Raw genomic sequence first — 26,092 nt, 5'->3', positions numbered from 1 at the left:
AACGACAAACCGCCGGTACGCATGGCGCACCGGCGGCTGGTTCACTCTGAGAAAGTGAAGGGGTCTCAGTCTTCGCTGATCGGCAGGGCCACGAAGCGGGGATCGCCGTCACGGCGGACCAGCAGCATGATCAGCTTGCGGCCTGCCTCGCGGCTCTCGTCCAGACGGGTCTCGAGATCGGCCAGGGTCTCGACCTTCTCGCGGCCGGCCTCGGCGATCACGTCACCGGCGCGCATGCCCTTCTCGTAGGCGTCGGACATCTCGTCGACATCCATCACCACGAGACCGGTGGCATTGGCGTCGAGCTGGAGCTGTTCGGCCACCTCCGGGGTGAGGGCGCCAAGGGTCATGCCCATGACTTCCTTCTCGGAGGGCTCTTCGCCTTCGGCCTTCGGCTGGGCGGCGGGGATCGCCGCTTCGGCCTGTTCGCGGCGGCCGAGCGTGACGCGCAGCGTCTCGTTCTTGCCATCACGGAAGACGGTGACACGGACGGCCTTGCCCACGGCGGTGTTGCCCACCTGGCGCACGAGGCCCCGGGTGTCGTCCACGTCCTTGCCGTCGAAGCTCAGGATCACGTCGCCCTGCTTCATGCCGGCTTCGGCTGCGGGACCATCGGGCACGTCGGTGACCATGGCGCCGCGCGCTTCGGGCAGATCCATCGCCTGCGCCAGCTCGTCGGTCACGTCCTGGATGCGGACACCGAGCCACCCGCGACGGGTTTCCCCGTATTCGCGCAGCTGATCGACCACGTTGCTGACCACGTTGGAGGCCATCGAGAAGCCGATCCCGATCGAGCCGCCGGTGGGCGAGAGGATCGAGGTGTTCACGCCGATGACTTCGCCGTCCACGTTGAAGAGCGGACCGCCCGAGTTGCCGCGGTTGATGGCGGCGTCGGTCTGGATGAAGTCGTCATAGGTGCCCGACAGGGCACGGCCGCGGGCCGAGACGATCCCGGCGGAGACCGAGAAGCCCTGCCCCAGCGGGTTGCCCATGGCGAGGACCCAGTCGCCCACGCGGGCCACGTCGCTGTCGCCGAAGCTGACGAAGGGCAGCGGCGCATCGGCCGTGACCTTCAGCAGGGCGATGTCGGTGTTCGGGTCGGTGCCCACGACAGTGGCGTCCAGTTCGAGACCGTTGAAGAACTGCACCCCGATCTCGTCGGCACCTTCGATGACGTGGTTGTTGGTGACGATGTAGCCGTCCTCGGAAATCACGAAGCCGGAGCCGAGGGCGCCCGAACGGCGGGGACGGTCACGCTCCTGGTTGCGGTCACGGAACTCGCGGAAGAAATCCTCGAAGGGCGAGCCTTCGGGCAGGATGGGCGAGTCGTCCGATGCACCGGTCACCACGGTGGAGGTGGTGATATTGACGACGGCCGGGCTGAACTTGTCGACGAGGTCGGCAAAACTGTCGGGCCGGGCCGAGGCCTGCATGGCCTGCACCAGAACCAGCACGGTCGCGACCATGGCGACCCAGAGGGCCTTCATGGGACCGCTGCGATCCTGATATGGGGAGGAAACTGCCTGATGTTTCATACCCGTATTTCTCCTTTTTCCCGGAATGTACCCCCCCGGCGTCGCCGGAGGACCTGCTGTCATTTGTAATCTAGGGTGCAGAACCCGCAACTCAAAGCCTATCTCATTGTGTCAAGAGGGCGTGAGAGATCTGTAACGCAGGTGCGGCTTTCCCGCCGCTACTGGCGAGGGACCGCCGAGCGGCCCCGATATCAAACAAGAATTTTGGAAAATTCGTGGGAAAATCCTTCAAAGGATTTTCAGCGCGCCCCGCGGGGGCTGCCCGTCCGGGCCGTAGGGCACGGGGTCGCACCCCTTCTGACCACCTGATCAGCCGCCGGACATCACGCCCCGAGATGTCTCGCCGCCCAGGCGAAGACAAGGCCGACGGCCATGGCCGCCAGCCCCAGCAGGCGGCGCTGCCCCTCGTCGAGCGCGCGCAGCGCCTCCAGCAGGCGCTCCACAAGCGAAGGGGCCAGCGCATAGGCCAGCCCCTCCACGATCAGTACCAGCCCGAAGGCCAGGAACAGGTTTGCGATCATTGCCCGGCCGGCTGGGTCTCAGCCTCTGCCGGGGCCGCATCGGCCGGAGCCTCGGGCGCGGCGGTCACCGGCGCCTCTGGCTCTGCCTCAGGCTCTGTCGCAGTCTCTGCCTCGGGCGCGGCCGCAGGCGCATCAGGCGCCACGGGGGCACCGCCTTCGATCGCGGGCGCAGCGTCCGCCGGCGTCTCCACGGCAGTTGCGTCCTCGGCCGGGGCCGCCATGGGCACCGGGGCGTTGGCCGCACCATCGTCCTTGAAGTAGGTGAAGAACTCGCTGTCCGGCGACAGCACCATGGTCGAGTTCTCGCCCTTCAGGGAGGCACGGTAGGCGGACATGGAGCGGTAGAACTGGAAGAACTCCGGGTCCGCACCATAGGCTTCAGCGTAGATCCTGTTGCGCTCACCATCGGCCTGGCCGCGGACGATCTCGGCCTGACGGTTGGCATCCGAGACGATCTCGACCTGGGTCCGGTCGGCCTGTGCGCGGATACGCTGGGCCGCTTCGTTCCCGCGGGCGACGAGGTCTGCCGCTTCGCGTTCCCGTTCGGCCCGCATCCGGGCAAAGGTCGCGTCAAGGTTTTCGCGCGGCAGGTCGGTGCGCTTCAGGCGGACGTCCACGATCTCGATGCCCAGTTCCCGGGCCTCGGCCAGGGCGCCCTGACGGACACGGCCCATCAGCTCATCCCGGTTCAGGCTGAGGATCTCGTTCGAGGTGACGGAGCCGAGCACTTCGCGGGTCTGGGCACGCAGGATCGAGTCCAGACGCGATTCCGCGGCGGGAATGCCACCGGTGCCGACAGCTTGCCGGAACTGGTAGAGGTCCACGATGCGGTAGCGCGCGAAGGCATCTACCACGAGACGGCGATCGTTCAGCGGCGTGACTTCGAGCGGGTCGATGTCGCGGCTGAGGATCCGGTCGTCGTAGCGCACCACTTCCTGGATCAGCGGGATCTTGAAGGCGAGACCGGGCTCTTCCTTCGCGTCCACGATCCGGCCGAACTGGAGCACCAGCACCTTTTCGCGTTCGTCCACGATGAAGACCGAGGACAGGAAGATCACGATGGCGACGACGACGGCGGGGAGAATGACACTTGCCTTGCGCATCAGTTGCTCCCTCCTTCGGTGGTGGTTCGGCGCAGCTCGTTCAGCGGCAGGTAGGGCAGCACGCCCGAACCGCCGGTGGCGCCTTCGTCGATGATGATCTTGTCCACGTCGCCGTACACCGCTTCGAGCGTCTCGAGGTAGAGACGGCGGCGGGTCACGTCAGGCGCACGCTGGTATTCCTGAAGGACGGCGGTGAAGCGGCTTGCGTCACCCTCGGCCTCGTTGACCACCTGCGCGCGGTAGCCTTCGGATTCCTCCAGCACCTGCGCGGCTTCACCGCGGGCCCCGGCGAGAACGCGGTTGGCATAGGCGTCGGCCTGGTTGGTCAGGCGCTCGCGCTCCTGCTCGGCGGCCTGCACTTCGCGGAAGGCGTCGATGACCTGCGCGGGCGGGTCGGCCTTGTCGAAGTTGACGCGGATCACGTTCATGCCGCTGTCATAGCTGTCGAGCGAGCTCTGGATCAGGTCCTGCAGGCGGCCCGCGATCAGGCCACGGTCCCGGTTGAGGATCGGCGACAGGTCCGACTGGCCGATGATCTCGCGCATGGCGGATTCCGACACGGCCCGGATGGTCATACGCGGGTCGCGCAGGTTGAACAGGAATTTCGCCGGGTCCGAGATGTTCCAGACCACCTGGAAGTCGATGTCGACGATGTTCTCGTCGCCGGTCAGCACGAGGCCCGCGTTGGTCCCCTGCCCGCCGACGCCGATCTCCTCGTTCCGTTCGCTGGTCACCGGCACGACTTCGTAGGTCACGAAGGGCCAGGGCGCGAAGTTCAGACCGGGCTGACCGGTGGAGGAATACTTGCCGAGGAAGAGTTCGACCGACTGTTCCTCGGGCTTCACCGTGTAGAAGCTGGCAAAGGCCCAGAGCGCGACCGCACCCAGGATGCCCAGCCCGATGGTCGAGCGCGTGAACATCGGCCCCGAACCGCGGGGTCCGTTGCCGTTGCCGCCGTTGCGGCCACCGTTGTTGCCGCGGCCCCCCATGAGGACGCGCAGCTGATCCTGGCCCTTGCGGACCAGTTCGTCGATGTCCGGAATCTGTGGCCCGTCACCGTCCGGGCGCCGTCCGCCGCCGTTTCCACCACCCTGCGGGCCAGGTGGGCGTCCGCCGCCGCCGCCTCCCGAAGAGCCTCCCCCCCAGGGGCCGCCAGAATTGCCAGCCATGAACTTCCTTCCCTGATAAACATGTCTGCCCTCAACCTGTGCAGTTGAGGGCAAGGATTCAAGATTTGCGCGTCGGGTTGCGCATCGTCACGATCTCTTCCGACATCGTGGGGTGTACCGCCACGGTGCGGTCGAAATCCTCTTTCGTCGCACCCATCTTAACGGCAATCCCCGCCAGCTGGATCATTTCGCCCGCGCCCGGCGCGACAATATGACAGCCCAGCACCTTGCGGCTTTCCTGGCTGACGATCAGCTTCATCAGCACCCGGTTGGGCCGATCCGCGAACGAGGTCTGCATCGGCCGGAACGACGTGGTGTAGACCTCGATCGGCTCCAGGTCGCGGGCCGCCTCTTCCGACAGGCCCACGGTGCCGAATTCCGGCTGGGTGAAGACCGCGGTCGGGATCAGGTCGTGATCCGGGCTGACCGGGTTGCCCTTGAAGACGGTCTCGACGAAGGCCATGCCCTCGCGGATCGCGACGGGGGTCAGGTTGACCCGGTCGGTCACGTCGCCGATGGCATAGATCGAGGGCACGGTGGTCTGCGAATAGGCATCCACCACGATCTCGCCGCGACGGCCCAGCGTCACGCCCGCCTCTTCCAGCCCCATGTCCCATGTGTTCGGGTCGCGGCCGGTGGCGAAGAGCACCTTCTCGAAGACCTTCTCCTCGCCGGTGGTGGCCTTCACGCGGATGCCGCCCTCGACGGGTTCCATCGTCTCGATGTTGGTGCCCAGCGACAGGTCGATGCCGTTCTGCTGCATCTCCTCGGCGATCAGGCCGCGGGCCTCGTCGTCGAAGCCGCGCAGGATCTGCGCCCCACGGTAGAACTGCGTCACCTCGACGCCGAGCCCGTTGAAGATGCCCGCGAATTCGCTGGCGATATAGCCGCCGCCGACGATCAGGATCGACTTCGGCAGGCTGTCCATGTGGAACACGTCGTCCGAGACCATGCCAAGCTCGGCATTGGGGATCTCGGGGCGCACGGGGCGGCCGCCGGTGGCGACAAGGATGTGCTTGGCGGTGATTTCCTCGCCGGTGGAGAGCACGACCGTATGGCCGTCCTTCACCTTGGCGCGGGCATCGAAGGTCGTCACGCCGGAGCCCGCCAGCAGCTTGCGATAGACGCCTTCCAGCCGGTCCAGTTCCTTGTTGAGCCGCGTCTTGAACGTGTCCCAGTCAAAGGACATCTCGCCCACGGACCAGCCGTAGGAGGAGGCCTCTTCCGCGATGGCGGAATATTCGCTGGCGAAGACCATCAGCTTCTTGGGCACGCAACCGCGGATCACGCAGGTGCCGCCGTAACGGTCCATCTCAGCCAGCGCCACCTTGGCGCCTGCTTCACCGGCAGCCACGCGCGCCGCGCGCACCCCGCCGGAGCCGCCGCCGATGACGAAGAGGTCGTAGTCGAAAGTCATGGATGCTCCTTACTCGCCCAGATCCGAGAACAGGTTTTCCTCCTCCAGGAAATCGAGCCGGCTCTCCTCGACCGTGCCCTCGTTGATGTCGCGCACTTCGACCTTGCCGTTGCCGTGCCCGACGATCACCACGTCGCAGATATCGATGAAAAGCCCGTTTTCAACCACCCCCGGCATCTGGTTCACGGCCATCGCCAGCTGGCGGGCGTTTCCGATCCGGTTCAGGTGGAGGTCAATGATGTAGTTGCCCTCGTCCGTGATGAAGGGACGCGGGCCGTTCATGCGCAGGCTGGTCTCCCGGCCCATCACGTCGAGCGAGATCAGCATCTCCTCGATCAGCGCCTGCGTCGTCTGCCAGCCGAAGGGGATCACTTCCAGCGGCAGGGGAAAGGCGCCCAGTGTCTCCACCTCCTTGGCGACATCGGCGATGACGATCATCTGGTCGCTGGCGGTGGCCACGATCTTCTCCTGCAGCAGCGCGCCGCCGCCGCCCTTGATCAGGTTGAGGTCGCTGTCGAATTCATCGGCACCGTCGATCGTCAGGTCCAGCCACTTCGCCTCGTCGAGGGAGATCACGTCGATGCCCAGTTCCCGCGCCAGTTCCGCCGTGCGGGTGGAGGTCGGCACCCCCTTGATGCGCAGGCCGTTTTCCCGGACCAGCTCGCCCAGGCAACGGACCATCCACGCGGCGGTGGACCCGGTGCCGAGACCGACGCGCATGCCATCCTCGACATAGTCGACGGCCTTGCGGGCGGCGACGAATTTCGCCTTGTCGATCGGGGACAGTTCACCGGGCATCGGTCGACTCCAGATAAGCGCTCGCCTCCGGTTATAGGCAAGCCACCGCCGGGATGCGAGAGCGGAAATCCGCACGCAGCCCCGTCCGGGGCCCTCCTGACGCAAATGTCAGGGCAGATCGGAGGCGCGGTCTCAGGGTCGGTGCCGGGGCGGATGCCCGCACTGAAGTTCGCGCGGAGGCGTGCGACCTGCCCCCGTCCTCCTCGCGCTCTCCTGCCCGGCCCGGTTCCCATCCCCGCCCCCGTCCCCGCAGGGGACGCGCGGCCCGGGGACCGGGCCGCAAAACATCATGTGGCGCGTCAGCGCCTCCGGCAGGTCATCTCCCGCGCCCGGTCAAGAGCCAGTCAGGCCCCCTCCGACGGGCGCAGCCCCAGCCGCGCGGCGTGCCAGGCGGCCTCGGCCCGCGAGGAGATGCCCAGCTTGCGGTAGACCGCCTTGATGTAGCCCGCCACCGTGGTCTCCGCGATGCCAAGCTCGCGGGCCACCTCGGCGTTGCGCAGACCGCGGCCGATCAGCGCCAGCACCTCGCGCTCGCGCTCCGTCAACTGCTGCTCCTCGCCCGCGCTCGGGCCGGTGTAGCGGAAATGCTCCATGATGCGCCGGGCGATCGCGGGCGAGAGCGCGGGCACCCCGTCGCCGATCTGCCGGAGCTGGCGCGAGAGCACCTCGGCCGGGTTCTCCTTCAGCAGGTAGCCCTCCGCCCCCGCCGAGAGCGCGCCCACCACCGTGGCGTCATCGCCCATGACCGTGGTCACCACGCAGATCGTCCCGGGCGACTGCACCCGCATCTGACGCAGGAAGTCGAGCCCCGACCCGTCCGGCAGGCCAAGGTCGATCAGCGCAAGGTCGTAGGGCCGCCCCAGCAGCCCCCGCGCCTGCCGCAGCATCCCCGCGGTCTCGATCTCCACCCCGTCGAAGGCCGCGGCCACCAGCGCGCAGAGCCAGTCACGCGTTTCGGCGATATCCTCGAGGATCAGCACCCGTCTCATGGCCCTACTCCCCCGCATCCCGCAGGCCCTCGCGCAGGGGGGCCACGGCCTCGTTCAGCAGCACCGCCCGAAGCCGCGCACCCTGCCCGCCGGGCCCCGCACCGAAGGCGAACTGCCCGCCCCGGGCCTCCGTCCGCCCCCGCAGGTTGCGCAGCCCGTTGCCCGAGCCCCGGCGCAAAGCTGGTTCCGAAGTCTGCCCCGAAGTCTGCCCCGGCCCCGGTCCCTCCGCCTCGGCACGGGCGCGTGCCGGCCCGCGCCCGTCGTCGGTCACCTCTAGGATCACCCGGTCCAGCACCCCCTCCCCGGTCAGCGCAAGGCCGATGCGCACGGTCACCGCCGTGGCATCCGCGTGGCGCAGCACGTTGCCCGCCGCCTCGCGCAGGATCGCCCGGATCGAGTTCGCCACATGGGGCGCCACCTCCTGTGCCGGCGCCGGGGCCGCCTCCCAGCTCAGCGCGATCCCCGCCGCGCCGAGGTGGTCGGCAATCTCCGCGCGCATGTCGCCCAGCAGGTCGTCCAGCAGCACCGGCTCTCCGGCCGGGCTCGACACGATCTCGCGCAGGTCGGTCAGGGTCTGGCGGATCAGCGCGTCCTTGCGCTGCGGATCGGCGCTGTGCAGCGCGCCCAGCAACTGCACGCCGATGTTGTCGTGCATGTCGCGGTTGATGCGCCTGCGCTCCTCCTCGGCGCCCGCGTCGTAGGCCCGCAGACGCTCCACCGCCTGGGTCATCATCTGCAGGATCTGGCGCACGCGATCCACGTCACGGGGCGAGAACAGCCGCTTGCCGCGCCGGGCCCAGTGCAGCCGCAGCGGCGGCGCCTGGTCCACGCCCGGCACCTCCAGCACCGCACCGCCATCCAGCAGCCGCGCGACGGGCACCGGCCCCGGCGCCTCGGCGATGTGCAGCGGATGGAAGAGGTCGGTCAGCAGCTGGCGCATCCGCTCCGACTGGCTCTGCCCGCCGGGCGAGAGGATCACCGCGCCGATCCGGTCGAAGAGCTCCTCGGTCCGCAGCTGCGGGGTCGAGGACAACATCCGCCCCAGCCGCTCGCGCATCGGCAGGTAGAGGAAGGCCACCGCCATCAGCGCCAGCGAGAAGGCGGGCAGCTGGTCCAGCGCCACCGCCCAGATCAGCGCCGCATCGAGCAGCAGCAGGATCGCCACGCCACCGGCGTAGAACAGGATGTCATAGGCCCACCGTTCCAGCTCGAAGAGCCGGTAGCGCGCGACCCCGAGCGCGAGGCCCACGTAGATCAGCAGGAAGAGCAGGAAAGCATGCCCCTGCGACATCTGCGGCGCCAGCCCGAGCGCCTGCGGCAGGGCCACCATTCCCACGAAGCCCCCGGCCCCCAGCAAAACAGAGAGCCCGAACCAGCGCAGCGCGGCGCGGGAATGGGGATCGCCCCGGGTGGCCCAGACCTGTCCGCCGGCCGCCAGCAGGATGCAGATCATCTCGACCAGCACGGGGATGTGGATGATCATCGCCACCGGCTCCAGCGCGCGGGTCACCGCCAGCACCATCCATGTGCCGAAGACGGCGATCACCGCGCCCACGACCCAGCGTGGCAGGTAGCGGCGCGGGAACAGCAGGAAGAGGCAGATCATCGCGATGCCGAAACCGATCGAGCCCAGGGTGTTCACCGCCGAGGCCCGCGCGAAGAGCGCCTCCGGCAGGGCCAGTTCGCGGGTCGAATAGAGCGCCGCCGCACTGGCCGAGAGCGAGAGCGCCACACCGGCGAGCGCGAGGCAGACCACCCCGGGTTCGCTCCCGCGCAGCGACAGCGCCCAGCCTCCCAGGACGACCGCCGCGAAGCCCACGAAGAGCTGGGTCCAGAAAACCCACGGCAGGTCGCCCACCGGACGGTGGCCGGCGGGCTCCGCCACGAGGCGCAGGCTCTCGCCCCCGCGCCGCACCTCCAGCGCGACCGGTCCCGCGGAGAGCAGCCCGTGACGCGCGCCCTGCTCTGCGAAGAAGCCCCGCATCGCGGTGACGGTGGGCAGGGCGTCGGGTTCCTCGATCAGGTCGACGGGCCGCAACGGCAGGCGCAGCCCCGCGCCCGAACCGCCCGACACAGGCGACAGCGCTACCAGGACATCGCCCGCCACGAGGCCGGCCTGCGCGGCGGGTCCGCCTGCGGTGACATGGGCCACGGTGACGCCCTCGCCGGAGGCCGCGGCCGCCCCGGCCCGCAGGTCCACTCCAAGGTAGGGTTCACGCAGCGCGAGCCCCACCACCACAGCCGTGATCGCGCAGGCGAGCGCGACCATGGCCAGCATCGTCTGAACCGGTGACCTGAACATATTCCCCTCCCACCCGGGGCACGCGGAAACCGGACCCGAGCTGCATTAATCAATTATTTACCGCGAAGCGGCGAAATACCCGCAGATTGGCCTCGAATGCCTTTCAAAGCAACGGCTTCCGGTCCTCCCCCCGTTCAGGGGGGCGACGGTGTGGCTTGCTTACTCTCTTATCCATCCACCCGGGACGATACCCCGGTCCGAAGGAGTTTGACGCAATGACTATTCAAGGCATTTTCCGCCTCTCTGCCCTGTCGCTGGCCAGCCTCTCGGTCGCCGGCTGCCTGGGCAGCGGCTCTGGCGGCTCCGGCAGCGGCGGCGGCACCACGGCGCCGGTCACCGCCGCCGATTTCCAGGCCGAATTCGACCGGGTCTCGGGACAGGCCCCCACCAGCGACATGCCGACCCGGCTGGATGCCAGCTTCACCGGCGCGGCACGGGTCGATCTGGTCGACACCACCTCGGGCGCGAACCGGGGCGAGGCCTTCGCCGATCTCGCGCTTGACCTTGACTGGACCGATGGACAGGCCGGCACCCCCTGGTCCGGCACCGCGCAGAACGTGCGCGGTACCTTTGACGGGGCAGAATTCGCGGCCAACGGCACCATGACCGTCGCCGAGGCCGAGGCCAACAGCTTCCCCAGCACCGTCAGCCGCACGGTCCAGACCATCCCGCTGCCCACCGGCGGCAGTGTCGACGTGGCTGCGGGCGCGGCCTCGGTCAGCCTGGTCGGCAACCTCGAGGTCGACGGCAATGCCGATGACGTTCTGCTCAGCCTCGGCGGGACGTTCCTGGGCTCCGAAGGCCAGGCGATCGTCGGCCCGGCGCAGGCGGTCTGGTTCGACACGACGAACGGCTTCGGCGACATCCAGGGCGCCGGCACCTTCTACGTCGAACGCTGAGCCCAGCGCAGCGCGCGTGGACAGGGAGGTCCCCGGTTGCACCCCGAGACAGCCTGGGATCGCCCTGTCCCCGAAAATCCCTTTTGCAATGACCAATCCCTTTTCATCCCCTTCCGCCGACCGCTGCGCGTCGGAGACCGGGCAGCCCGGCTGCCCCCGGTCCCCGTCGCCTGCGGGACGGCGCGAAAGGCGGCGCAGTGGGGCGTGGCCCATCCTCGTCGCACTGTTGCTTGGCCTCCCGGCGGTCTCTGTCGCCCGCGCCCAGGACGGGGCCCCGATCCCCGATCGGGCAGAGACCGCCACCCCGTCCGGCACCGCCGCCACGACCTACGGCGCGGCGCGGGCCCTGATGCAGGCCGGCCGCACGGAGGAGGCGGAGGCCCTTCTGATGGCCTGGCGCCCCGCCAGCCGCGCCGAGGAGCATCAACGGCTCTGGGCCCTCGCCGTGCTCATGCGCGACACCGGCCGCCCGGAGGAGGCCCTGCGCTACCTCGAACCGCTGGTCGCCGCGCGGCCCGACGTGGGCGCCTTCCGCCTCGCCCTCGGCGAGGTGCTGCAGAGCCTCGGGCAGGACGAGCGTGCGGCCTTCCACCTGCGGCAGGCGGGCGGCGGCACCCTGACCGCGGATCAGCGCGACCGGGTCCAGCGCAGCCTGTCGGGCCTCGATCAGGGGCGGGTCTGGAGCGGACACCTCGCCTTCAGCCTCGAGCCGGAGAGCAACCCGTTCAAGGCCACGAGCGACCGCACGGTGGTGATCGACGGGCGGGAGTTCACCCTGCGCGACAGCGCCCGGGCCCGCGCGGCCACAGGGCTGGGGATCGAGGCCGGGCTGGCCTATGCCCCTCTCGTCGCCCCCGCCACCCGGGCGCGGCTGGCGCTCTCGTTCGATGCGACGCTCTATGACGGTTACGCCCCCAACGATGTGCAGGCCCGGGCCGAGGTCGGGCTGCTCCATGGCGCGCTGGAGAGCGGGCGCAGCAAGGCGAGCCTCAGCTACACCCGGCGCTGGATCGACGGGCGCGGCTTCTCCATGGCGCCGGGCGTGACGCTCGGCTACGCGCGGATGCTCAGCCAGCGCGGCCGGATCGAGGCCGCGGCGACGGTGGAGTGGCATGACCACGATCGTTTCACCGCGCTCGACGGGCCGCGCATGTTGCTCTTCCTCGGCTACAGCCACGCGGTGACGCCGCAACTGCTGCTGCGCGTCGGTTTGCGCGGCGAGCGGACGGCGGCAGAGGTGGCCAGCTATTCCCTGACAGCGGGTGAGCTGACACTGGGGGCGAGCTATGCCTTCCGGGGCGGGGTGATGGCCTCGTTCGACCTTGGCCTCCGCCGGGCGGACTACGATGCCCCGGCCCCGCTCTTCGGTGCGACCCGCAAGGAGGAACGCGTGACCGCCACGCTGCGCCTGCTGCACCGGCGGCTGACGCTCCGCGGCTTCGCCCCGGTGCTGGAGCTGGAGGCCGAGCGGCAGACCTCCTCGGTCGGGTTCTACGGCTACGAGAACTTCGCCGCCTCCCTCGGGCTGACGCGGGAGTTCTGACCCCCGGCGGCCGAGGCGGGCCCGACACCGCCCCCCAAGCGCGCGCCCCGAACGCGCCCTGAAAAGGGACCCCGAAACCAGAGCCCAAAATAAGGCCCCTGAAAACAGAAACGGGCCGGGCCACATGGGACCCGACCCGCCTCTGAGTGCCGAGGGAAACGGCTCAGAAAGTCAGTACCTCACAGAAATGAGGCATCAGAATGTCTTGGCCAGCGTCACCTTGAAGGTCCGCCCGGCGGCCGGCCGGGTGGAGAGATGCGGCGTGTACTCGGTGTCGAAGACATTCTCGACCCCGAAGCGCATCTCGGTTCCGCGCAGGACGCCCTCCTGCGGGCGATAGGTAGTGCGCAAGTTGTGGACGACAAATCCATCCGACGGCGAGGAGGAGCGATCCATCTCCGCGTCGGCCACGACTTCCCAGCTCACGTCCACCATCTCACCCCAGCGCTTGCCGAAGGTGACCCGCAGCTCATCCGCCGGCGTGCCGTCCCAGTAATCGTCGCTGGCCCCCGGGGTGGCATCCTCGCCATGCACGAGGTTGGCGTTCACATCCATGTAGTAGCCCGAGGCGAGGCTGTAGCCGGCCTCCAGCTCGACCCCCTGCATCCGCGCATCGGTGATGCCCGAGTAGGAGGTGATGTCCCAGATCTCGGTGTGGTAGGCATTCACCTTCAGCCGCAGCGCATCGCCCGCGGCGAAGAGCCCGTCGCGGTCATAGGAGAAGCCGAGCTCGTAGCTGCGTGCCTTCTCGGGCTGGGTCATGTAGCCGGGGGTGCCAAGGTCGTCGATGATCGGCAGGCTTTCGGTATAGGCGGCAGAGCCGAAGACCGCCCAGCCGTTGCCGAAGGCATAGCGCGCCGTCAGCCCGCCCATCAGCGCGTCGTTGTCGTAGCTGTCGTAGGCATCGCCCTCGATGGACTGGGTCTCGTAGCGCAGCGCGGGTGTCAGCAGCAGCCCGTTGCCGAAGTCGATGTCATCCACCGCGAAGACGGCAAAGCGCTTGTCGGTGCCGCCCGGCGCGGAGGAGGCCTCCAACCGCTTCTTGTGGATCAGTTCGACCCCGGTGCGCAGGCTGTGGCTCAGCCGGCCGGTGCTGAAGAGCGCCTCGTTCTTCACGGTCAGCTTGGTGGTCTCGTACTGGTTGTCGGCATTGACGATGTCGGCCAACCCGCCGGTCTGGCCGCTGACGCCCTCGCTCTCGATCTCCTGATCGGCATAGGAGAGGATGGCCGTCAGGTTGATCAGGTCGGTGTCGAGGCTGTCGTAGGAGTACTTCAGCGCCGCGGTCTTGGAATGGGTCTGCCGGTCGACATTGCCGAAGATGCCGCTGGTGAAGCCGAAGCTGTCATAGGGCACGTCCCGCTCGTCGGTCTGGGTGTCGGTGTAGGACAGCGTCAGCGTCTGGTTGTCGCCATCGCCGAAGGTCACCTTGCCCTTCACCATCCAAGAGGGCAGCTCGTAGCCCTCGGAGCCGATGTCATTGCCCGCGCCGTCCTCCTGCACGTCCATCTGGCGCCATGTGTAGTTGCCCAGGAACTCGACGTTCTTCGTCGGCTGCCACGCAAGGATGGAGGAGGACACCATCTCGTCCCCGTTGGAACCGTATTGCAGGGTCTGGCGCGCACGGAAGCCGACCTCGCCGCCGGTGAAGTCAGAGGCGTCCTTGGTGTCGAGGCGCAGCATCCCCCCGATCACGCCGGAGCCGTATTCGAAGGTGCCGGCCATGCCGCGCACCACCTCGACCTGCTTGTAGAGCTCGGGATCGGTATAGAGCTGGGTGCCGATGCGGTAGAGCTCCTCGCTCCCCACGGTGGCGCCGTCGATCATGATCAGCACCTTCTGGTCGGTGCCATAGGTGCCGTTGGCCCCGAAGCCGCGGATGTTGATGCCTGCGCCCACCGGCGTGCCGCTGTTCAGCAGGGTGACGCCGGGGACCGAATCCACCAGCTCCGAGACGGTCGAGGCCTGCCGGTCCTCCATCTCTTCCTGCTCCACCACGGTGATCGCGGTGGCGGTGTCGGTGCGCACGCCGCGCTTGCTTTGTGCGACGCTGATTTCATCGAGGACAATGGGGGCGTCACTGTCCTGCGCAGAGGCAGGCATGGCGCCAAGCACGAGGGCCGTTGCCGTGGAGCACAGCAACAGGGCCCGCATTCGGGAGGAAGCGGTCATCGGGGTCCCTTTCTGGACATGCGCGAAACATGGCTGGCGAAAGGGCTGGCACGTTCAAATTTTCGGATTGGCGACGCGCCGAGGGCAGCGCGGTCTTGCGTCGCCTACCTAACCCGATTAAATCTGTCAAGAAATCTCGCGGCACTTTTGACGCCGCCGATTCATGACTGTTGCAATCCAGCCATGCCGCCCTTCCGGCGACAGCCAGGTGCATTCCCCTCACACGCTGTCCCTGAAGGAGCCCCTCATGCAGGATCTCTCGTCCCCCTCCGCTGTCCTCTCGCCCGAGGCGATCCGCGCCGCCCGCAAGGCGCATGACAAGCTGCGCATCCGTGACCTCGCCCACCAGTTGAAGATCACCGAAGGCCAGCTGGTCGCGGCCTTCACGGGCCATGGCGTGACCCGGATCAGCGCCGATCCCGACCAGCTGGTGCCCCGCGTGGCCGAACTGGGCGAGGTCATGGCCCTGACTCGCACCGAAAGCTGCGTGCACGAGAAGATCGGCCATTACGATCATTACCGCGGCGGGCAACATGCCTCGATGGTGCTGAACGGCGAGATCGACCTGCGCATCTTCCCCAAGTTCTGGGTTCATGCCTTTGCCGTCACCCCCGAGGCGGGCCTCGGCGGTGGGCGCCCCGCGCTGATGATCTTCGATGCAGCGGGCGACGCCGTGCACAAGATCTATTCCCGCGAGGGGTCGGACGTGGCGGCCTTTGCCCGGATCGCCGCGGACCTCGCCCTGCCCGAGCAGTCGGAAGAGATGACGGTCGAGGCCCGCCGCGCCCCCGAAGCGCCGAAGTCAGACCCGGAGAAGGCCGAGAAGCTGCGCGAGTTCTGGAACAACATGACGGATTCGCACCAGTTCCTCGGGCTGGTGTCCAAGCTCAAGATGAACCGCCTCGGCGCCTACCGCGTGGCCGGTGCCCCGCTGGCGCGCCCCCTCTCGCCCCGGATCGTGCCTGACCTCTTCGAGCGGGTGGCCGAGGCGCAGGTGCCGGTGATGATCTTCGTGGGCAACAAGGGCTGCATCCAGATCCACTCCGGCCCGCTCAACACGATCAAGCCGATGGGCCCGTGGCTGAACGTGCTCGATCCCACGTTCAACCTGCACCTGCGCGCCGATCACGTGGCCGAGGTCTGGCTGGTGGAGAAACCCACCCGCCGCGGCATGGCGATCTCGGTCGAGGCCTTCGACGCCGAGGGCACGGTGATCTTCCAGATGTTCGGCCTGCGCAAACCCGATGCCGATCACTACCCCGCGTGGGAGGCCCTGCTGGCCGATCTCACCACCGAGACGGCGGAGGCGTGACCATGGGCCTGCTGCGCTCCACGGCGCTTGCCGCCTGCCTCGCCCTCGTCGGCCCGGCCCTCTGGGCCGAGCCTGCCAGCCGCATCGCCTCCATCGGCGGTTCCGTGACCGAGATCGTCTATGCCCTCGGCCAGCAGGACAGGCTGGTGGCACGGGACACCACGTCGACCTACCCGCCCGAGGCGGAGGCGCTGCCCGACGTGGGCTATATCCGCGCCCTCTCGCCCGAGGGGCTGATGTCGGTGGACCCGGACCTGATCCTGACCGAGGACGGCGCGGGCCCGCCCGAGGCGGTGGAGATGCTGCGCGCCGCCGCGATCCCCATGATCGAGGTGCCCGGCGGCCATACCGCCGAGGCGGTGCGCGCCAAGATCCTCGCCGTGGGCGCGGCGCTGGAGGTGCCCGAGGCCGCGCAGGTGCTGGCCGACAGCGTCGATGCCCAGCTGGCCGCCGCCGCCGAGGCCGCCCACGGCAGGCCCGCCAAGAAGGTGCTCTTCATCCTCTCCATGCAGGGCGGGCGTATCCTCGCCGCCGGGCGCGACACCTCGGCCGAGGGGATCATCACCCTCGCCGGGGCCGAGAATGCGCTGACCGCCTTCTCTGGCTACAAGCCGGTGACGGACGAGGCCATCGCCGCCGCCGGCCCCGATGTCATCCTGATGATGTCGCGCGGCGGGGCGGCCGACGCGGGCCATGGCACCGCCGATCAGGCGCTCGCCCACCCGGCGCTCGCCATCACCCCCGCCGGGCAATCCGGCGCGGTGGTGCGGATAGACGGCATGCTGCTCCTCGGCTTCGGCCCCCGCGTCGGCGAGGCCGTGACCGAGCTGAGCGCAGCACTCCAAAGCGCGGGGCACGACAGCTGATGGTGGCGCTCAGCGAACCCGCCGCCGCCCCGACCGGCGACCGCCGGGGCCTCGCCCGGCGCGTCACCCTGCTGCTGGTGCTCCTGCTGCTGGCGGTCAGCGCCGCCAGCCTGACGGTGGGGGCCTCGGGCATCTCGCTGCGCCAGATCGGGGGCGACCTGCTGGCCGGGCGTGAACTCTCGCTGCGCGACCGGGTCGTGCTCTTCGACATCCGCCTGCCCCGGCTGGCGATGGGGATGCTGGTGGGCGCCTCGCTCGCCGTGTCGGGCGCGGTGATGCAGGGGCTCTTCCGCAACCCGCTGGCCGATCCCGGCCTTGTGGGCGTCAGCGCGGGCGCCGGTCTGGGGGCGATCACCGCCATCGTGCTGGGGGGCGTCCTGCCCGCCGGGCTGGCGGCGACGCTGGGCCAGTACGCCGTGCCGGTGGCGGCCTTCCTCGGCGGCTGGGTCTCCACCCTGCTGCTCTATGCCATCGCCACACGTTCCGGGCGCACCTCGGTCGCCACCATGCTGCTGGCGGGCATCGCCCTCGGCGCGGTTGCGGGCGCGCTGTCCGGGGTGTTGGTCTACATGGCCGATGACACGCAGCTGCGCGACCTGACCTTCTGGGGCATGGGCTCCATCGCCGGGGCAACATGGGCCAAGGTGCTGACCGCAGCCCCGCTGATGCTGCTGGCCCTCGCGGCGGCCCCGACGCTGGCCCGCGGTCTCAACGCCCTCGCCCTTGGCGAGGCGGCGGCGGCGCATCTGGGACAGGACGTGCAGCGGCTGAAGAGCACCGCCATCCTTACCGTCGCGGGCGCCGTGGGCGCCGCGGTGGCGGTCAGCGGCGGCATCGGCTTCGTCGGCATCGTGGTGCCGCATCTGCTGCGCCTCGTCTCGGGCCCCGATCACCGGCCTCTGCTGATCAACTCCGCCCTGCTGGGCGCGGCGCTGCTGCTGGCGGCGGACGTGATCAGCCGGGTGATCATCGCCCCCGCCGAACTGCCCATCGGGATCGTCACCGCCACCCTCGGCGGGCCGTTCTTCCTGTGGATCCTGCTGCGCCGCCGCAGCCTGCTGGAGCTCTGACCATGCTGATCGCCCAAGACCTGACCCTGCGCCTCGGCCGCCGCGCGATCCTGTCGGAGGCAGGCTTCACCGCCCGCCCCGGTGCGCTGACCTCCATCGTCGGGCCCAATGGATCGGGCAAGACGACGCTGCTGCGGGCCCTGACCGGTGAACTGGCCTACGAGGGCTCGGTCATGCTGAACGGCCACGAGGTCGCGCAGACGAAGCCCTGGCGGCTGGCGGCCCTGCGGGCCGTGCTGCCGCAGGCCACGCCGCTTTCCTTCCCCTTCACCGTGGGCGAGGTGGTGCGCCTTGGCCAGCAGGGCGGCCTCGACGCGGGCGGGCCGGACCTGAGCCAGCGGGCGCTCGCCCGCGTCGGCCTCGGCGGCTTTGCCGGGCGGATGTATCAGGAGCTGTCGGGCGGCGAGCAGCAACGGGTGCAGCTGGCCCGCGTCCTCGTGCAGGTCTGGGAGCCGACGGCCCATGGCGCGGCCCGCTGGCTCTTCCTCGACGAGCCGGTCTCCTCCCTCGACATCGGGCACCAGTTGCAGGTGATGCAGATCGCCCGCGACTTCGCCGATGCGGGCGGCGGCGTGGTGGCGGTGATGCATGACCTGAACCTGACGGCGATGTTCTCGGACAGCGTGGCCCTGCTGGCTCAGGGGCGGGTGATGGCGCAGGACCGGCCCGAGGCGGTGCTGACCGACGCGCTGCTGTCCGACGCCTATGCCTGTCCGATCCGGGTCAATACGCCGCCGGTGGCGCAGACCTACCTGCTGCCCCATGCCGCCCGCGCGGCAGCGGAATAGCCAAGGACGCCCGGGGCCCGCAGCGGCCGCATTGCTGCTGTCTGCGGGCTATCACCAGCGCGCGGCCCGCAGCGCGTCCAACCCCGCGCCAATCCCGTCGAGCCGGACCTCGAACCGCACCTCCCGCCCGTCCACCTCGGGCCGGTAGCGGCCGATGAGCGGCTGGCCCTCCAGCGCCTGAAGCGCGGCAACCGGCAGCCATGCCGCCGCCTCACAATAGCTGAATTCGCAGGACTGCCACGGCAGCGACAGCGCTGTGCCCGCCGCGCTCTCCAGCCGGACCTCCGACCGCAGCGCTGCCCCCGGCGGCACCAGCAGCGAGAGCACCGCCTGCCCCCCGGGCCCCGGGAAAGCGCGCAACTCCACCGGGCGCAGCCGGTCAGACACCCAGCCGATCCGCTGGGTCAGCACGCAGTCCTCCTCCGCCGTGTCGAAGAGATCGCAGGCCACGGTCCAGGGACCGAAGCCCAGCCCCTCGACCCCGGTTTCCGGCACCGGCGGCGCGGGCGGCCGCAAGGGGCTGGCCGGGCGCGCCGGCAGTGCCGCCGAGGGCGGTGCCGCAGGCGATGCCGGACGTGCCGGTTCCGGCGGTCGGGCCTGCGCGTCCAGTGGCGCAGCCTGAAGCGCCGCGCAGAGCAGCCCGGCGAGGCCCGTGATCCACGGCGCTGCTCGACAACTCGGTCTCATGCATTTTCCCCTGACATCACGCGGAACGCGCCCGCGCCATTGAAGCATGGCAGAGGGCAGGATGACCACGGCGAAGAGAGGCAGGAAGGAGCGGGCACGCAGGCAAGGACGGAGCGGCGTCACCGCTGACCGTACGCGCCCCGCGACCGGGTCCGCGTCAAAATACACGCGGCCGAACTACGGGCGATGTCAGCGCTATCACATTCGGAAGGAGAGCCCCCGCAGAAGAAAGCCTGTTCCACACACTCACGGACACAGCATGGAGCCGACATTTGGGGAAATCTGCGGGCGCTCTCCTCCGGGGTGAAATAACTTCATCAAATTCAGGTCGTCCGGCTTAGCCGCAAGCACAGGCTAGAGCGCAGAAAATGACCTTGCGTCATACCAACGTCCGATATGGCGATCTTTTTTGGTGAACAGAGTGTTTCCCTCTTCGCAGGGGCCATTTCCCCCTTATGATAAAGGGCATCACGCGCGGTCTCGGCGTCTCTGCGTTATTTTGAACAGGTCAATTTCAGTCCCGCCGCCGAGCCGCCGTACGCGGGAGCTATTCGAGATGCGGACACCGCCGGGCACCGATCTTCTGGGTGTCATAGACGAGATTTATGCCGCCGCCGCCGGCCAGCTCGACTGGTCCGACGTGCTGGTGCATATCGCCGATCTCTGCGCGGTGGAGAATGCGGCGCTGGTGGTCGTGGACCCCGAGACCCAGTATTCCTCCGTCCTGACACCGCGCGCCGACCCGGAGGTCGTGCGCGCCTATGAGCAGGACGGCTGGTGGCGGCTGGACCCCACGGTCAAGGCCACGGCCGGGGCCGGGATCGGGCGGATCACCTCGATCGAGGACACCGGGCGCGAGACCTTCACCGGGTCCGAATTCCACAACGACTACTGGGCGAAATCCGGGCTGGGGATCGAACGCCTTGCGGCGAACCTGATGGAACAGGGGCCCAGCTTTGCCTCGATGGTGCTTCAGGCCAGCCAGCGCGCGGACGAGATCGGCACCGAGGCGGCGGGCCGCTTCGGGCTCCTGCTGCCGCACCTGGTGCGCGCGGTGGAGCTGGAGCAGCGGATGCGTCGGCTGTCGATGGAGACGCTGTTGCTGGGCGTGGGGGCCGGGCGGCCCGATGCGATCACGCTGGCGGTGGACATGGACGCCCGCCCGATCACCGACCTCGGTGCACCGCTGGACCGGGCGGGCCTGCCGCGCGGGGTGCGGCTCTCGGGCGGGCGCCTGTCCCTGCCCACTTCCGCGCTCACCACCCGGCTGGAGGGGCTGATCGCCAATTGCGCGGGCCAGCGCCGGCTGGAGCGGCCCCGGGGCGGGCGGCTCTCCTACGATCCGGATGGGCGCGGCACGGTCACCGTCGAGGCCCTGCCCTGCCCCGATCCCGGCGGCACGCCCCTGCGCCTGCACCGGGTCGCGGCGCTGCTGGTCTTCACCGATCAGGGGGCACGGATCGCGGCCCTGCGGCGGCGGATGCAGGAGGACTTCCAGCTGACCCCCGCCGAGACGACGCTGGCCATCGAGATCCTGCGCGGCGACGGCCGCGATGCCGCGGCCTCGCGGCTGGGGATCACCGTTTCGACCGCGCGCACCCACCTGACCCGGATCTTCGAGAAGACCGGCACCCGCAGGCAGGCGGAACTGGTGCGCCTCTTCGCCGCCGAGCGGGAGTGAGACGCGCATCGGCAGAGACGTGACGCGCGCGGCGACGCGGGCGCGAGGCGCGCGGCCTCAGTCCGTGGCGCCCGTGCGCTCCGAGAGGCGCGCCACCTCGGCCCGCAGGGCGCGGACCTCCTGCAACAGCAGGCGCTGGTTGTCGGCGGCGGTGCTGCGCTCGTCCTCGGCGGCGGCCTCATGTTCCTCCTGCATGGCGGAGACGATGATACCGATGAAGAGGTTCAGCACCGTGAAGGACGTGGCGATGATGAAGGGGATGAAGAAGGTCCAGGACAGCGGGTGCGCCTCCATCACCGGGCGCACGATGCCCATGGACCAGCTTTCCAGCGTCATGATCTGGAACAGCGTGTAGGCCGAGGAGGAGATGTCGCCGAACCACTCGGGGAAGCTGGCGCCGTAGAGGTTGGTCGCCATGACGGCGAAGACGTAGAACACCAGCCCCAGCAGCACCACGATCGAGCCCATGCCCGGCAGGGCCGAGATCAGCCCGCCCACCACACGGCGCAGCGAGGGCACGACCGAGATCAACCGCAGCACCCGCAGCATCCTGAGCGCCCGCAGGACCGAGAGGCTGCCGGTCGCCGGCACCAGCGCCACGCCCACCACGAAGAGGTCGAAGATGCGCCACGGGTCATGGAAAAACTTCGTACGATAGACCGCGAAACGGGCCAGCAGCTCGATGACGAAGACCGCCAGCACCAGCTTGTCCAGCGTCAGCAGCAGGTCACCCGCCACCGCCATGACCCGCGGCGAGGTCTCCAGCCCCAAGGTGATCGCGTTGATCACGATGAGGGCGGTGATCGCCCATTCGAAGGTTCGCGATTCAATGAAGGTCTTGAGAGCTGCCATGGGTCCCACCGTTGCGCAAATCGCGGTCTAGCTGGCGTGAGAGACGGGGGCTGTCAACGTCTTGAAAACCGGCGTCGGGTGACAGGGGATCCCGGGACTGTCCCTGCCCCGACGGATGCGCGGCCCCCTGCCCTGGGGACAGGCAGCTGCGGACAGGCGGTGGCATGTCCTGCCCGTGGCACGCCCGCCGCGCCGTACCTCGGGCTGCGGGTGTCCAAAGAAAGCCGTCTGACGGGGCCGTCACCCTTCAGGCATCGGGCAGAGACCGTCGCCCCGGGGCCCTTGGTCGGTGGCCTTGGCCGGCGGCCTCAGGCGAGCGCATCGGCCAGCGGCCCGCGGGCGGAGACCCTCAGTCGGCCTGCTCAGCGGGGGCGCGGACGTGCGCCATCGCCGCGCGGGCCAGCGGGCGCAGGCCCTCGGCCTCGCCCCGGGCGACCATCGCCAGCAGTTGCGCCCGCATCCGGGGCTCCCAGAAATCGTTCAGGTGATCGGCCACGTGCTCGGCCTGATCGCTGCCCGGCTGGGTCTCGAAGAAGGTGGCGATCTGGTTCGCCATGTAGATCAGCTTGTCATGCGACATCGGTGTGCTCCCCCTCCGGGCCGGGACGGGCGGCGCCCAGACGTCCGGCATTGGCGTAAAGGTCATAGGCCCCGCCGCGGGCAAAGGCCGCCAGCGTGATGCCCGCCTCCTCCGCCAGCCGCGCGGCATAGGCGGTGGGGGCAGAGACGGCGATGATCATGGGAATACCCGCCACGGCAGTCTTCTGGACCATCTCCATCGAGACCCGCGAGGTCAGCACCACCGCGCCGCCCCGCCCGTCGAGGCCGCGCCGCGCCATGGCGCCGATCAGCTTGTCGAGCGCGTTGTGGCGGCCCACGTCCTCGCGCGCCAGAACGATCCCCTGCCCCGGCAGCATCAGCCCGGCGGCATGAAGGCCCCGGGACAGATCGTGCAGCGGCTGGTGATCTCGCAGCGCCTCGGTCGCCCCGCCGATCTCCGCCTCGGTGAAGCGCAGGGCCGCATCGGGCACCACGGGCAGCGCGCGGCAGGCCTCCTCCAGCGAGTCGATCCCGCAAAGCCCACAGCCCACCGGCCCCACCATGGCCCGGCGCCGGGCCGAGAGCGCATCCGCCCGGTCGCCCGCCAGCCACATCTGCGCCTCGATGCCCTGATCGTGGTGCAGGATGTCGAGGCTCTCGATCTGGCCGATCTCCGCGACGATCCCCTCGGAGAGGGTGAAGCCCACGGCGAAATCCTCCAGATCGGCGGGGCTGGCCATCATCACCGCCTGCGTCGTGCCCTGATAGCTCAGCGCCACCGGCACCTCGTCGGGCAACAGCCGGGTCACGGCGCGGACCTGCCCGTCGCGCCGGGCGAGGCCCGCCCGGCTTTCGTGGACGCGCGGACCTGTACCAAGGGGGCCCGTACCAAGGGGCCCTGTGCGAAGGGGCCCCATGTCACTCTGCCGCCGGCAGGATGCGACGCGCGCGGCGGGCCTGCGCCTCGTAGTCCTCCTGCCAGTCCGTGGGCCCGTTCGAGGGCGAGACCTGTACCGCCGTCACCTTGTATTCCGGGCAGTTGGTGGCCCAGTCGGAGTAATCCGTGGTGATCACGTTGGCCTGCGTCGTCGGGTGGTGGAACGTGGTATAGACCACGCCCGGGCTGACCCGGTCCGTCAGCGTGGCCTTCAGCGCCGTCTCGCCAGAACGCGAGGCCAGCTTGACCCAGTCGCCTTCCTTCACGCCGCGCACTTCCGCGTCGTGGGGGTGGATCTCCAGCTCGTCCTGATCGTGCCAGACGGTGTTCTCCGTGCGCCGGGTCTGGGCGCCGACGTTGTACTGGCTGAGGATACGCCCCGTGGTCAGCAGCAGCGGGAAGCGTGGGCCGGTCTTCTCGTCCGTGGCCACGTATTCGGTGACGATAAACCGCCCCTTGCCGCGCACGAAGCCATCGACGTGCATCAGCGGCGTGCCCTCGGGGTGCGCCTCGTTGCAGGGCCACTGGACCGAGCCCTTCTCCTCCAGCAGGTCATAGGTGACCCCGGCAAAGCTGGGGGTCGTCGCGGCGATCTCCTCCATGATCTGCGCCGGGTGGGTGTAGTGCCAGCCCGCGCCCATGGCATTGGCCAGCATCTGCGTCACCTCCCAGTCGGCATAGCCGTTGAGCGGCGCCATGACCTTGCGCACGCGGTTGATGCGACGCTCGGCATTGGTGAAGGTCCCGTCCTTTTCGAGGAAGGTCGAGCCGGGCAGAAAGACATGGGCGTAGTTTGCCGTCTCGTTCAGGAAAAGGTCATGGACGATGACGCATTCCATCGCGGCAAGGCCCTTGGCCACGTGCTTGGTGTCCGGGTCCGATTGCAGGATGTCCTCGCCCTGACAGTAGAGCCCCTTGAAGGTCCCCTCCACGGCGGCATCCAGCATGTTGGGAATGCGCAGGCCCGGCTCCGCGTCGATCTCGACACCCCAGACCTCTTCGAAGACCGCGCGGACCTCGGGGTGTTTCACATGGCGATAGCCCGGCAGTTCGTGCGGGAACGACCCCATGTCGCAGGACCCCTGCACGTTGTTCTGGCCGCGCAGCGGGTTCACGCCCACGCCCTTGCGCCCGATGTTGCCGGTCAGCATGGCGAGGTTGGCGATGCCGATGACCGTGGTGGAACCCTGAGAATGTTCGGTGACGCCGAGGCCGTAGTAGATGGCCCCGTTGCCCCCGGTCGCGAAGGTCCGGGCCGCCGCGCGCAGGTCCTCGGCGGGCACGCCGGTCAGCAGTTCCACCGCCTCGGGCGCATGGCGCGGGTTCGAGACGAACTCGGCATATTCCTGGAACTCGTCCCAGTCACAGCGTTCCTGGATGAAGCTCTGATCGAAGAGCCCCTCGGTCACGATCACATGGGCCAGCGCCGTGACCACGGCCACGTTGGTGCCGGGCCGCAGGGCGAGGTGGTGCGCCGCCTCCACATGGGCGGTCTTCACGAGGTCGATCCGGCGCGGGTCGACGACGATCAGCTTGGCGCCCTGCCGCAGCCGCTTCTTCAGCCGCGAGGCAAAGACCGGGTGGCCGTCGGTGGGGTTGGCGCCGATGACGATGACGACGTCGGTGTCCTCGACACTGTCGAAATCCTGCGTGCCCGCCGAGGTGCCGAAGGTCTGGCCGAGGCCATAGCCGGTGGGCGAATGGCACACGCGAGCGCAGGTGTCGGTGTTGTTGTTGCCAAAGACCGCGCGGGTCAGCTTCTGCACGAGGTAGGTTTCCTCGTTGGTGCAGCGGCTGGAGGTGATGACACCCACGGATTTCCGGCCGTAGGTCTCCTGAAGCCCGCGCATCCTGGTGGCGGCAAACTTCAACGCCTCGTCCCAGGACACCTCGCGCCACGGCTCCTCGATCGTGTCGCGGATCATCGGGTTCAGGATGCGGTCCTTGTGCTTGGCGTAGCCATAGGCAAAGCGGCCCTTGACGCAGGAATGGCCCCGGTTCGCCTTGCCGTGCTTGTAGGGCACCATGCGGACCAGTTCGTCGCCGTTCAGCTCTGCCTTGAAGGAGCAGCCGACGCCGCAATAGGCGCAGGTCGTGATGACCGAGCGGTCGGGCGTGCCCATCTCGATGACGGATGTCTCCTGCAGGGTTGCGGTCGGGCAGGCCTGCACGCAGGCCCCACAGCTGACGCAGTCGGAGGCGAGGAAGTCATCCCCCGGCGCGCCCGCCTTGACCCGGCTGTCAAAGCCCCGTCCCTCGATGGTCAGGGCAAAGGTGCCCTGCACCTCTTCGCAGGCCCGGACACAGCGGTTGCAGACGATGCATTTCGCGGGGTCGTAGGTGAAATAGGGGTTGCTGTCGTCCTTGGGCGTCCAGTCCGGGTTCGCCGCGCCGCTGGTGTCGCGGGGCGTGAAGTGGTTCGCCAGCGGCGCCCCTTCCGGCGCCTGGTAGCGCACGTCGCGCAGGCCGACCATGCCCGCCATGTCCTGCAATTCGCAGTCGCCATTGGCCGAACAGGTGAGGCAATCCAGCGGGTGATCGGAGATATAGAGCTCCATCACCCCCTTGCGGAGCTTCTTCACCTTGGGCGTCTGGGTGTGGACCTTCATGTGCTGCGCCACCGGCGTGGTGCAGGAGGCCGGCGTGCCACGCCGCCCCTCGATCTCCACCACGCACAAACGGCAAGACCCGAAAGCCTCGAGGCTGTCGGTGGCGCAGAGTTTCGGGATCTTGATCCCCGCCTCCATCGCCGCCCGCATGACGGAGGTGCCCTCGGGCACTGTGACCTCGAACCCATCCACGCTCAGCGTGACGGTCTTGGTGGAGCGGGAGAGCGGGGTGCCCATGTCCCAGTCCTTGGGGGGGATAATGAAATCCTTCATGGCCGCGCCTCCTCGCCTTTCATCTTTCC

Annotated in this window: 21 protein-coding genes; 7 read left to right on the top strand and 14 right to left on the bottom strand. The window is 69.0% G+C overall.

Going from position 1 to position 26,092, the window contains the following annotated elements; genetic code table 11:
- Window positions 1–65: 65 nt before the first annotated feature.
- The 8 genes from ACX9MO_RS12945 to ACX9MO_RS12910 form a co-directional block, all read right to left on the bottom strand.
- Window positions 66–1,535, bottom strand: coding sequence for a DegQ family serine endoprotease (locus ACX9MO_RS12945; protein WP_462212134.1), 1,470 nt, complete (start codon window positions 1,533–1,535; stop codon window positions 66–68).
- Window positions 1,536–1,858: 323 nt separating this feature from the next.
- Window positions 1,859–2,056, bottom strand: a complete 198-nt coding sequence (locus ACX9MO_RS12940) for a DUF2065 domain-containing protein (protein WP_222489106.1) — start codon at window positions 2,054–2,056, stop codon at window positions 1,859–1,861.
- Entirely contained in the window at window positions 2,053–3,159 is a 1,107-nt protein-coding gene (gene hflC / locus ACX9MO_RS12935; RefSeq protein ID WP_462212133.1) for a protease modulator HflC, read from the bottom strand. Before hflC ends, ACX9MO_RS12940 begins: the two co-directional genes overlap by 4 nt.
- Entirely contained in the window at window positions 3,159–4,328 is a 1,170-nt protein-coding gene (gene hflK, locus ACX9MO_RS12930) for an FtsH protease activity modulator HflK (protein WP_222489104.1), read from the bottom strand. The genes hflC and hflK overlap by 1 nt, the downstream gene beginning before the upstream one ends.
- 58 nt (window positions 4,329–4,386) lie before the next feature.
- Window positions 4,387–5,745, bottom strand: coding sequence for a glutathione-disulfide reductase (gene gor / locus ACX9MO_RS12925; RefSeq protein WP_462212132.1), 1,359 nt, complete (start codon window positions 5,743–5,745; stop codon window positions 4,387–4,389).
- A gap of 9 nt (window positions 5,746–5,754) precedes the next feature.
- A complete protein-coding gene (gene rpiA, locus ACX9MO_RS12920; RefSeq protein ID WP_222489102.1) occupies window positions 5,755–6,543 on the bottom strand; it encodes a ribose-5-phosphate isomerase RpiA in 789 nt (262 codons plus the stop codon).
- Between the two features lie 344 nt (window positions 6,544–6,887).
- On the bottom strand, window positions 6,888–7,532 hold the full coding sequence (locus tag ACX9MO_RS12915; protein ID WP_222489101.1) for a LuxR C-terminal-related transcriptional regulator: 645 nt from the start codon (window positions 7,530–7,532) through the stop codon (window positions 6,888–6,890).
- 4 nt (window positions 7,533–7,536) lie between these two features.
- Window positions 7,537–9,834 carry a sensor histidine kinase gene (locus ACX9MO_RS12910; RefSeq protein WP_462212131.1) on the bottom strand — a complete coding sequence of 766 codons (2,298 nt, stop codon included), beginning with the start codon at window positions 9,832–9,834 and terminating at the stop codon, window positions 7,537–7,539.
- 215 nt (window positions 9,835–10,049) lie between these two features.
- On the opposite strand from ACX9MO_RS12910, the gene ACX9MO_RS12905 reads away from it, so the two are divergent.
- Window positions 10,050–10,733, top strand: a complete 684-nt coding sequence (locus tag ACX9MO_RS12905; RefSeq protein ID WP_462212130.1) for a hypothetical protein — start codon at window positions 10,050–10,052, stop codon at window positions 10,731–10,733.
- 226 nt (window positions 10,734–10,959) lie between these two features.
- The gene (locus ACX9MO_RS12900; protein WP_462212129.1) at window positions 10,960–12,276 is read left to right on the top strand and encodes a surface lipoprotein assembly modifier; all 1,317 of its coding nucleotides are present in this window, start codon (window positions 10,960–10,962) and stop codon (window positions 12,274–12,276) included.
- Window positions 12,277–12,471: 195 nt separating this feature from the next.
- On the opposite strand, the gene ACX9MO_RS12895 is transcribed toward ACX9MO_RS12900, so the two are convergent.
- The gene (locus ACX9MO_RS12895; protein ID WP_462212128.1) at window positions 12,472–14,430 is read right to left on the bottom strand and encodes a TonB-dependent receptor domain-containing protein; all 1,959 of its coding nucleotides are present in this window, start codon (window positions 14,428–14,430) and stop codon (window positions 12,472–12,474) included.
- Between the two features lie 265 nt (window positions 14,431–14,695).
- Here ACX9MO_RS12895 and ACX9MO_RS12890 point away from each other — a divergent pair, with 265 nt between their 5' ends.
- Genes ACX9MO_RS12890 through ACX9MO_RS12875 form a run of 4 tightly spaced genes read left to right on the top strand, consistent with a single transcriptional unit; the run spans window position 14,696 to window position 18,484 of the window.
- Window positions 14,696–15,760: a hemin-degrading factor gene (locus ACX9MO_RS12890; protein ID WP_462212127.1), complete on the top strand. Its 1,065-nt coding sequence runs from the start codon at window positions 14,696–14,698 to the stop codon at window positions 15,758–15,760.
- A 2-nt stretch (window positions 15,761–15,762) separates the two neighbouring features.
- Window positions 15,763–16,626 (top strand): heme/hemin ABC transporter substrate-binding protein, encoded by an 864-nt coding sequence (locus ACX9MO_RS12885; RefSeq protein WP_462212126.1) that lies wholly within the window; start codon window positions 15,763–15,765, stop codon window positions 16,624–16,626.
- On the top strand, window positions 16,626–17,696 hold the full coding sequence (locus tag ACX9MO_RS12880; protein ID WP_462212125.1) for a FecCD family ABC transporter permease: 1,071 nt from the start codon (window positions 16,626–16,628) through the stop codon (window positions 17,694–17,696). Before ACX9MO_RS12885 ends, ACX9MO_RS12880 begins: the two co-directional genes overlap by 1 nt.
- 2 nt (window positions 17,697–17,698) lie before the next feature.
- Window positions 17,699–18,484 carry a heme ABC transporter ATP-binding protein gene (locus ACX9MO_RS12875; RefSeq protein WP_462212124.1) on the top strand — a complete coding sequence of 262 codons (786 nt, stop codon included), beginning with the start codon at window positions 17,699–17,701 and terminating at the stop codon, window positions 18,482–18,484.
- A gap of 51 nt (window positions 18,485–18,535) precedes the next feature.
- Here the strand turns inward: ACX9MO_RS12875 and ACX9MO_RS12870 are convergent, their stop codons facing one another.
- Window positions 18,536–19,171, bottom strand: coding sequence for an invasion associated locus B family protein (locus tag ACX9MO_RS12870; protein ID WP_462212123.1), 636 nt, complete (start codon window positions 19,169–19,171; stop codon window positions 18,536–18,538).
- A gap of 556 nt (window positions 19,172–19,727) precedes the next feature.
- Between ACX9MO_RS12870 and ACX9MO_RS12865 the strand changes: the two genes are divergently transcribed.
- Entirely contained in the window at window positions 19,728–20,852 is a 1,125-nt protein-coding gene (locus tag ACX9MO_RS12865; RefSeq protein WP_462212122.1) for a helix-turn-helix transcriptional regulator, read from the top strand.
- Between the two features lie 57 nt (window positions 20,853–20,909).
- Here the strand turns inward: ACX9MO_RS12865 and ACX9MO_RS12860 are convergent, their stop codons facing one another.
- From ACX9MO_RS12860 to fdhF, 4 genes are all read right to left on the bottom strand, one after another.
- Entirely contained in the window at window positions 20,910–21,704 is a 795-nt protein-coding gene (locus ACX9MO_RS12860; protein ID WP_462212121.1) for an ion transporter, read from the bottom strand.
- Window positions 21,705–22,053: 349 nt separating this feature from the next.
- Window positions 22,054–22,284 carry a formate dehydrogenase subunit delta gene (locus ACX9MO_RS12855; protein ID WP_462212120.1) on the bottom strand — a complete coding sequence of 77 codons (231 nt, stop codon included), beginning with the start codon at window positions 22,282–22,284 and terminating at the stop codon, window positions 22,054–22,056.
- A complete protein-coding gene (fdhD, locus tag ACX9MO_RS12850; RefSeq protein WP_462212119.1) occupies window positions 22,274–23,053 on the bottom strand; it encodes a formate dehydrogenase accessory sulfurtransferase FdhD in 780 nt (259 codons plus the stop codon). Before fdhD ends, ACX9MO_RS12855 begins: the two co-directional genes overlap by 11 nt.
- 109 nt (window positions 23,054–23,162) lie before the next feature.
- Window positions 23,163–26,063 carry a formate dehydrogenase subunit alpha gene (fdhF, locus tag ACX9MO_RS12845; RefSeq protein WP_462212118.1) on the bottom strand — a complete coding sequence of 967 codons (2,901 nt, stop codon included), beginning with the start codon at window positions 26,061–26,063 and terminating at the stop codon, window positions 23,163–23,165.
- Between the last annotated feature and the right edge of the window lie 29 nt (window positions 26,064–26,092).

Source organism: Pseudooceanicola profundus (genome assembly GCF_054919315.1).
The sequence above is the reverse complement of the archived record's forward strand: the minus strand, read 5'-3'. Positions and strand labels throughout refer to the sequence as shown.

Excerpts from the sequence above, each read along its gene's own strand:
- ACX9MO_RS12940 (WP_222489106.1), bottom strand. The coding sequence starts at position 2,056 with ATGATCGCAAACCTGTTCCTGGCCTTCGGGCTGGTACTGATCGTGGAG.
- ACX9MO_RS12905 (WP_462212130.1), top strand. The coding sequence starts at position 10,050 with ATGACTATTCAAGGCATTTTCCGCCTCTCTGCCCTGTCGCTGGCCAGC.
- rpiA (WP_222489102.1), bottom strand. The coding sequence starts at position 6,543 with ATGCCCGGTGAACTGTCCCCGATCGACAAGGCGAAATTCGTCGCCGCC.
- hflC (WP_462212133.1), bottom strand. The coding sequence starts at position 3,159 with ATGCGCAAGGCAAGTGTCATTCTCCCCGCCGTCGTCGTCGCCATCGTG.
- ACX9MO_RS12880 (WP_462212125.1), top strand. The coding sequence starts at position 16,626 with ATGGTGGCGCTCAGCGAACCCGCCGCCGCCCCGACCGGCGACCGCCGG.
- hflK (WP_222489104.1), bottom strand. The coding sequence starts at position 4,328 with ATGGCTGGCAATTCTGGCGGCCCCTGGGGGGGAGGCTCTTCGGGAGGC.
- ACX9MO_RS12865 (WP_462212122.1), top strand. The coding sequence starts at position 19,728 with ATGCGGACACCGCCGGGCACCGATCTTCTGGGTGTCATAGACGAGATT.
- ACX9MO_RS12870 (WP_462212123.1), bottom strand. The coding sequence starts at position 19,171 with ATGAGACCGAGTTGTCGAGCAGCGCCGTGGATCACGGGCCTCGCCGGG.
- ACX9MO_RS12945 (WP_462212134.1), bottom strand. The coding sequence starts at position 1,535 with ATGAAACATCAGGCAGTTTCCTCCCCATATCAGGATCGCAGCGGTCCC.
- ACX9MO_RS12895 (WP_462212128.1), bottom strand. The coding sequence starts at position 14,430 with ATGCGGGCCCTGTTGCTGTGCTCCACGGCAACGGCCCTCGTGCTTGGC.
- ACX9MO_RS12860 (WP_462212121.1), bottom strand. The coding sequence starts at position 21,704 with ATGGCAGCTCTCAAGACCTTCATTGAATCGCGAACCTTCGAATGGGCG.
- ACX9MO_RS12875 (WP_462212124.1), top strand. The coding sequence starts at position 17,699 with ATGCTGATCGCCCAAGACCTGACCCTGCGCCTCGGCCGCCGCGCGATC.
- ACX9MO_RS12890 (WP_462212127.1), top strand. The coding sequence starts at position 14,696 with ATGCAGGATCTCTCGTCCCCCTCCGCTGTCCTCTCGCCCGAGGCGATC.
- fdhF (WP_462212118.1), bottom strand. The coding sequence starts at position 26,063 with ATGAAGGATTTCATTATCCCCCCCAAGGACTGGGACATGGGCACCCCG.
- ACX9MO_RS12855 (WP_462212120.1), bottom strand. The coding sequence starts at position 22,284 with ATGTCGCATGACAAGCTGATCTACATGGCGAACCAGATCGCCACCTTC.
- ACX9MO_RS12915 (WP_222489101.1), bottom strand. The coding sequence starts at position 7,532 with ATGAGACGGGTGCTGATCCTCGAGGATATCGCCGAAACGCGTGACTGG.
- gor (WP_462212132.1), bottom strand. The coding sequence starts at position 5,745 with ATGACTTTCGACTACGACCTCTTCGTCATCGGCGGCGGCTCCGGCGGG.
- ACX9MO_RS12910 (WP_462212131.1), bottom strand. The coding sequence starts at position 9,834 with ATGTTCAGGTCACCGGTTCAGACGATGCTGGCCATGGTCGCGCTCGCC.
- ACX9MO_RS12885 (WP_462212126.1), top strand. The coding sequence starts at position 15,763 with ATGGGCCTGCTGCGCTCCACGGCGCTTGCCGCCTGCCTCGCCCTCGTC.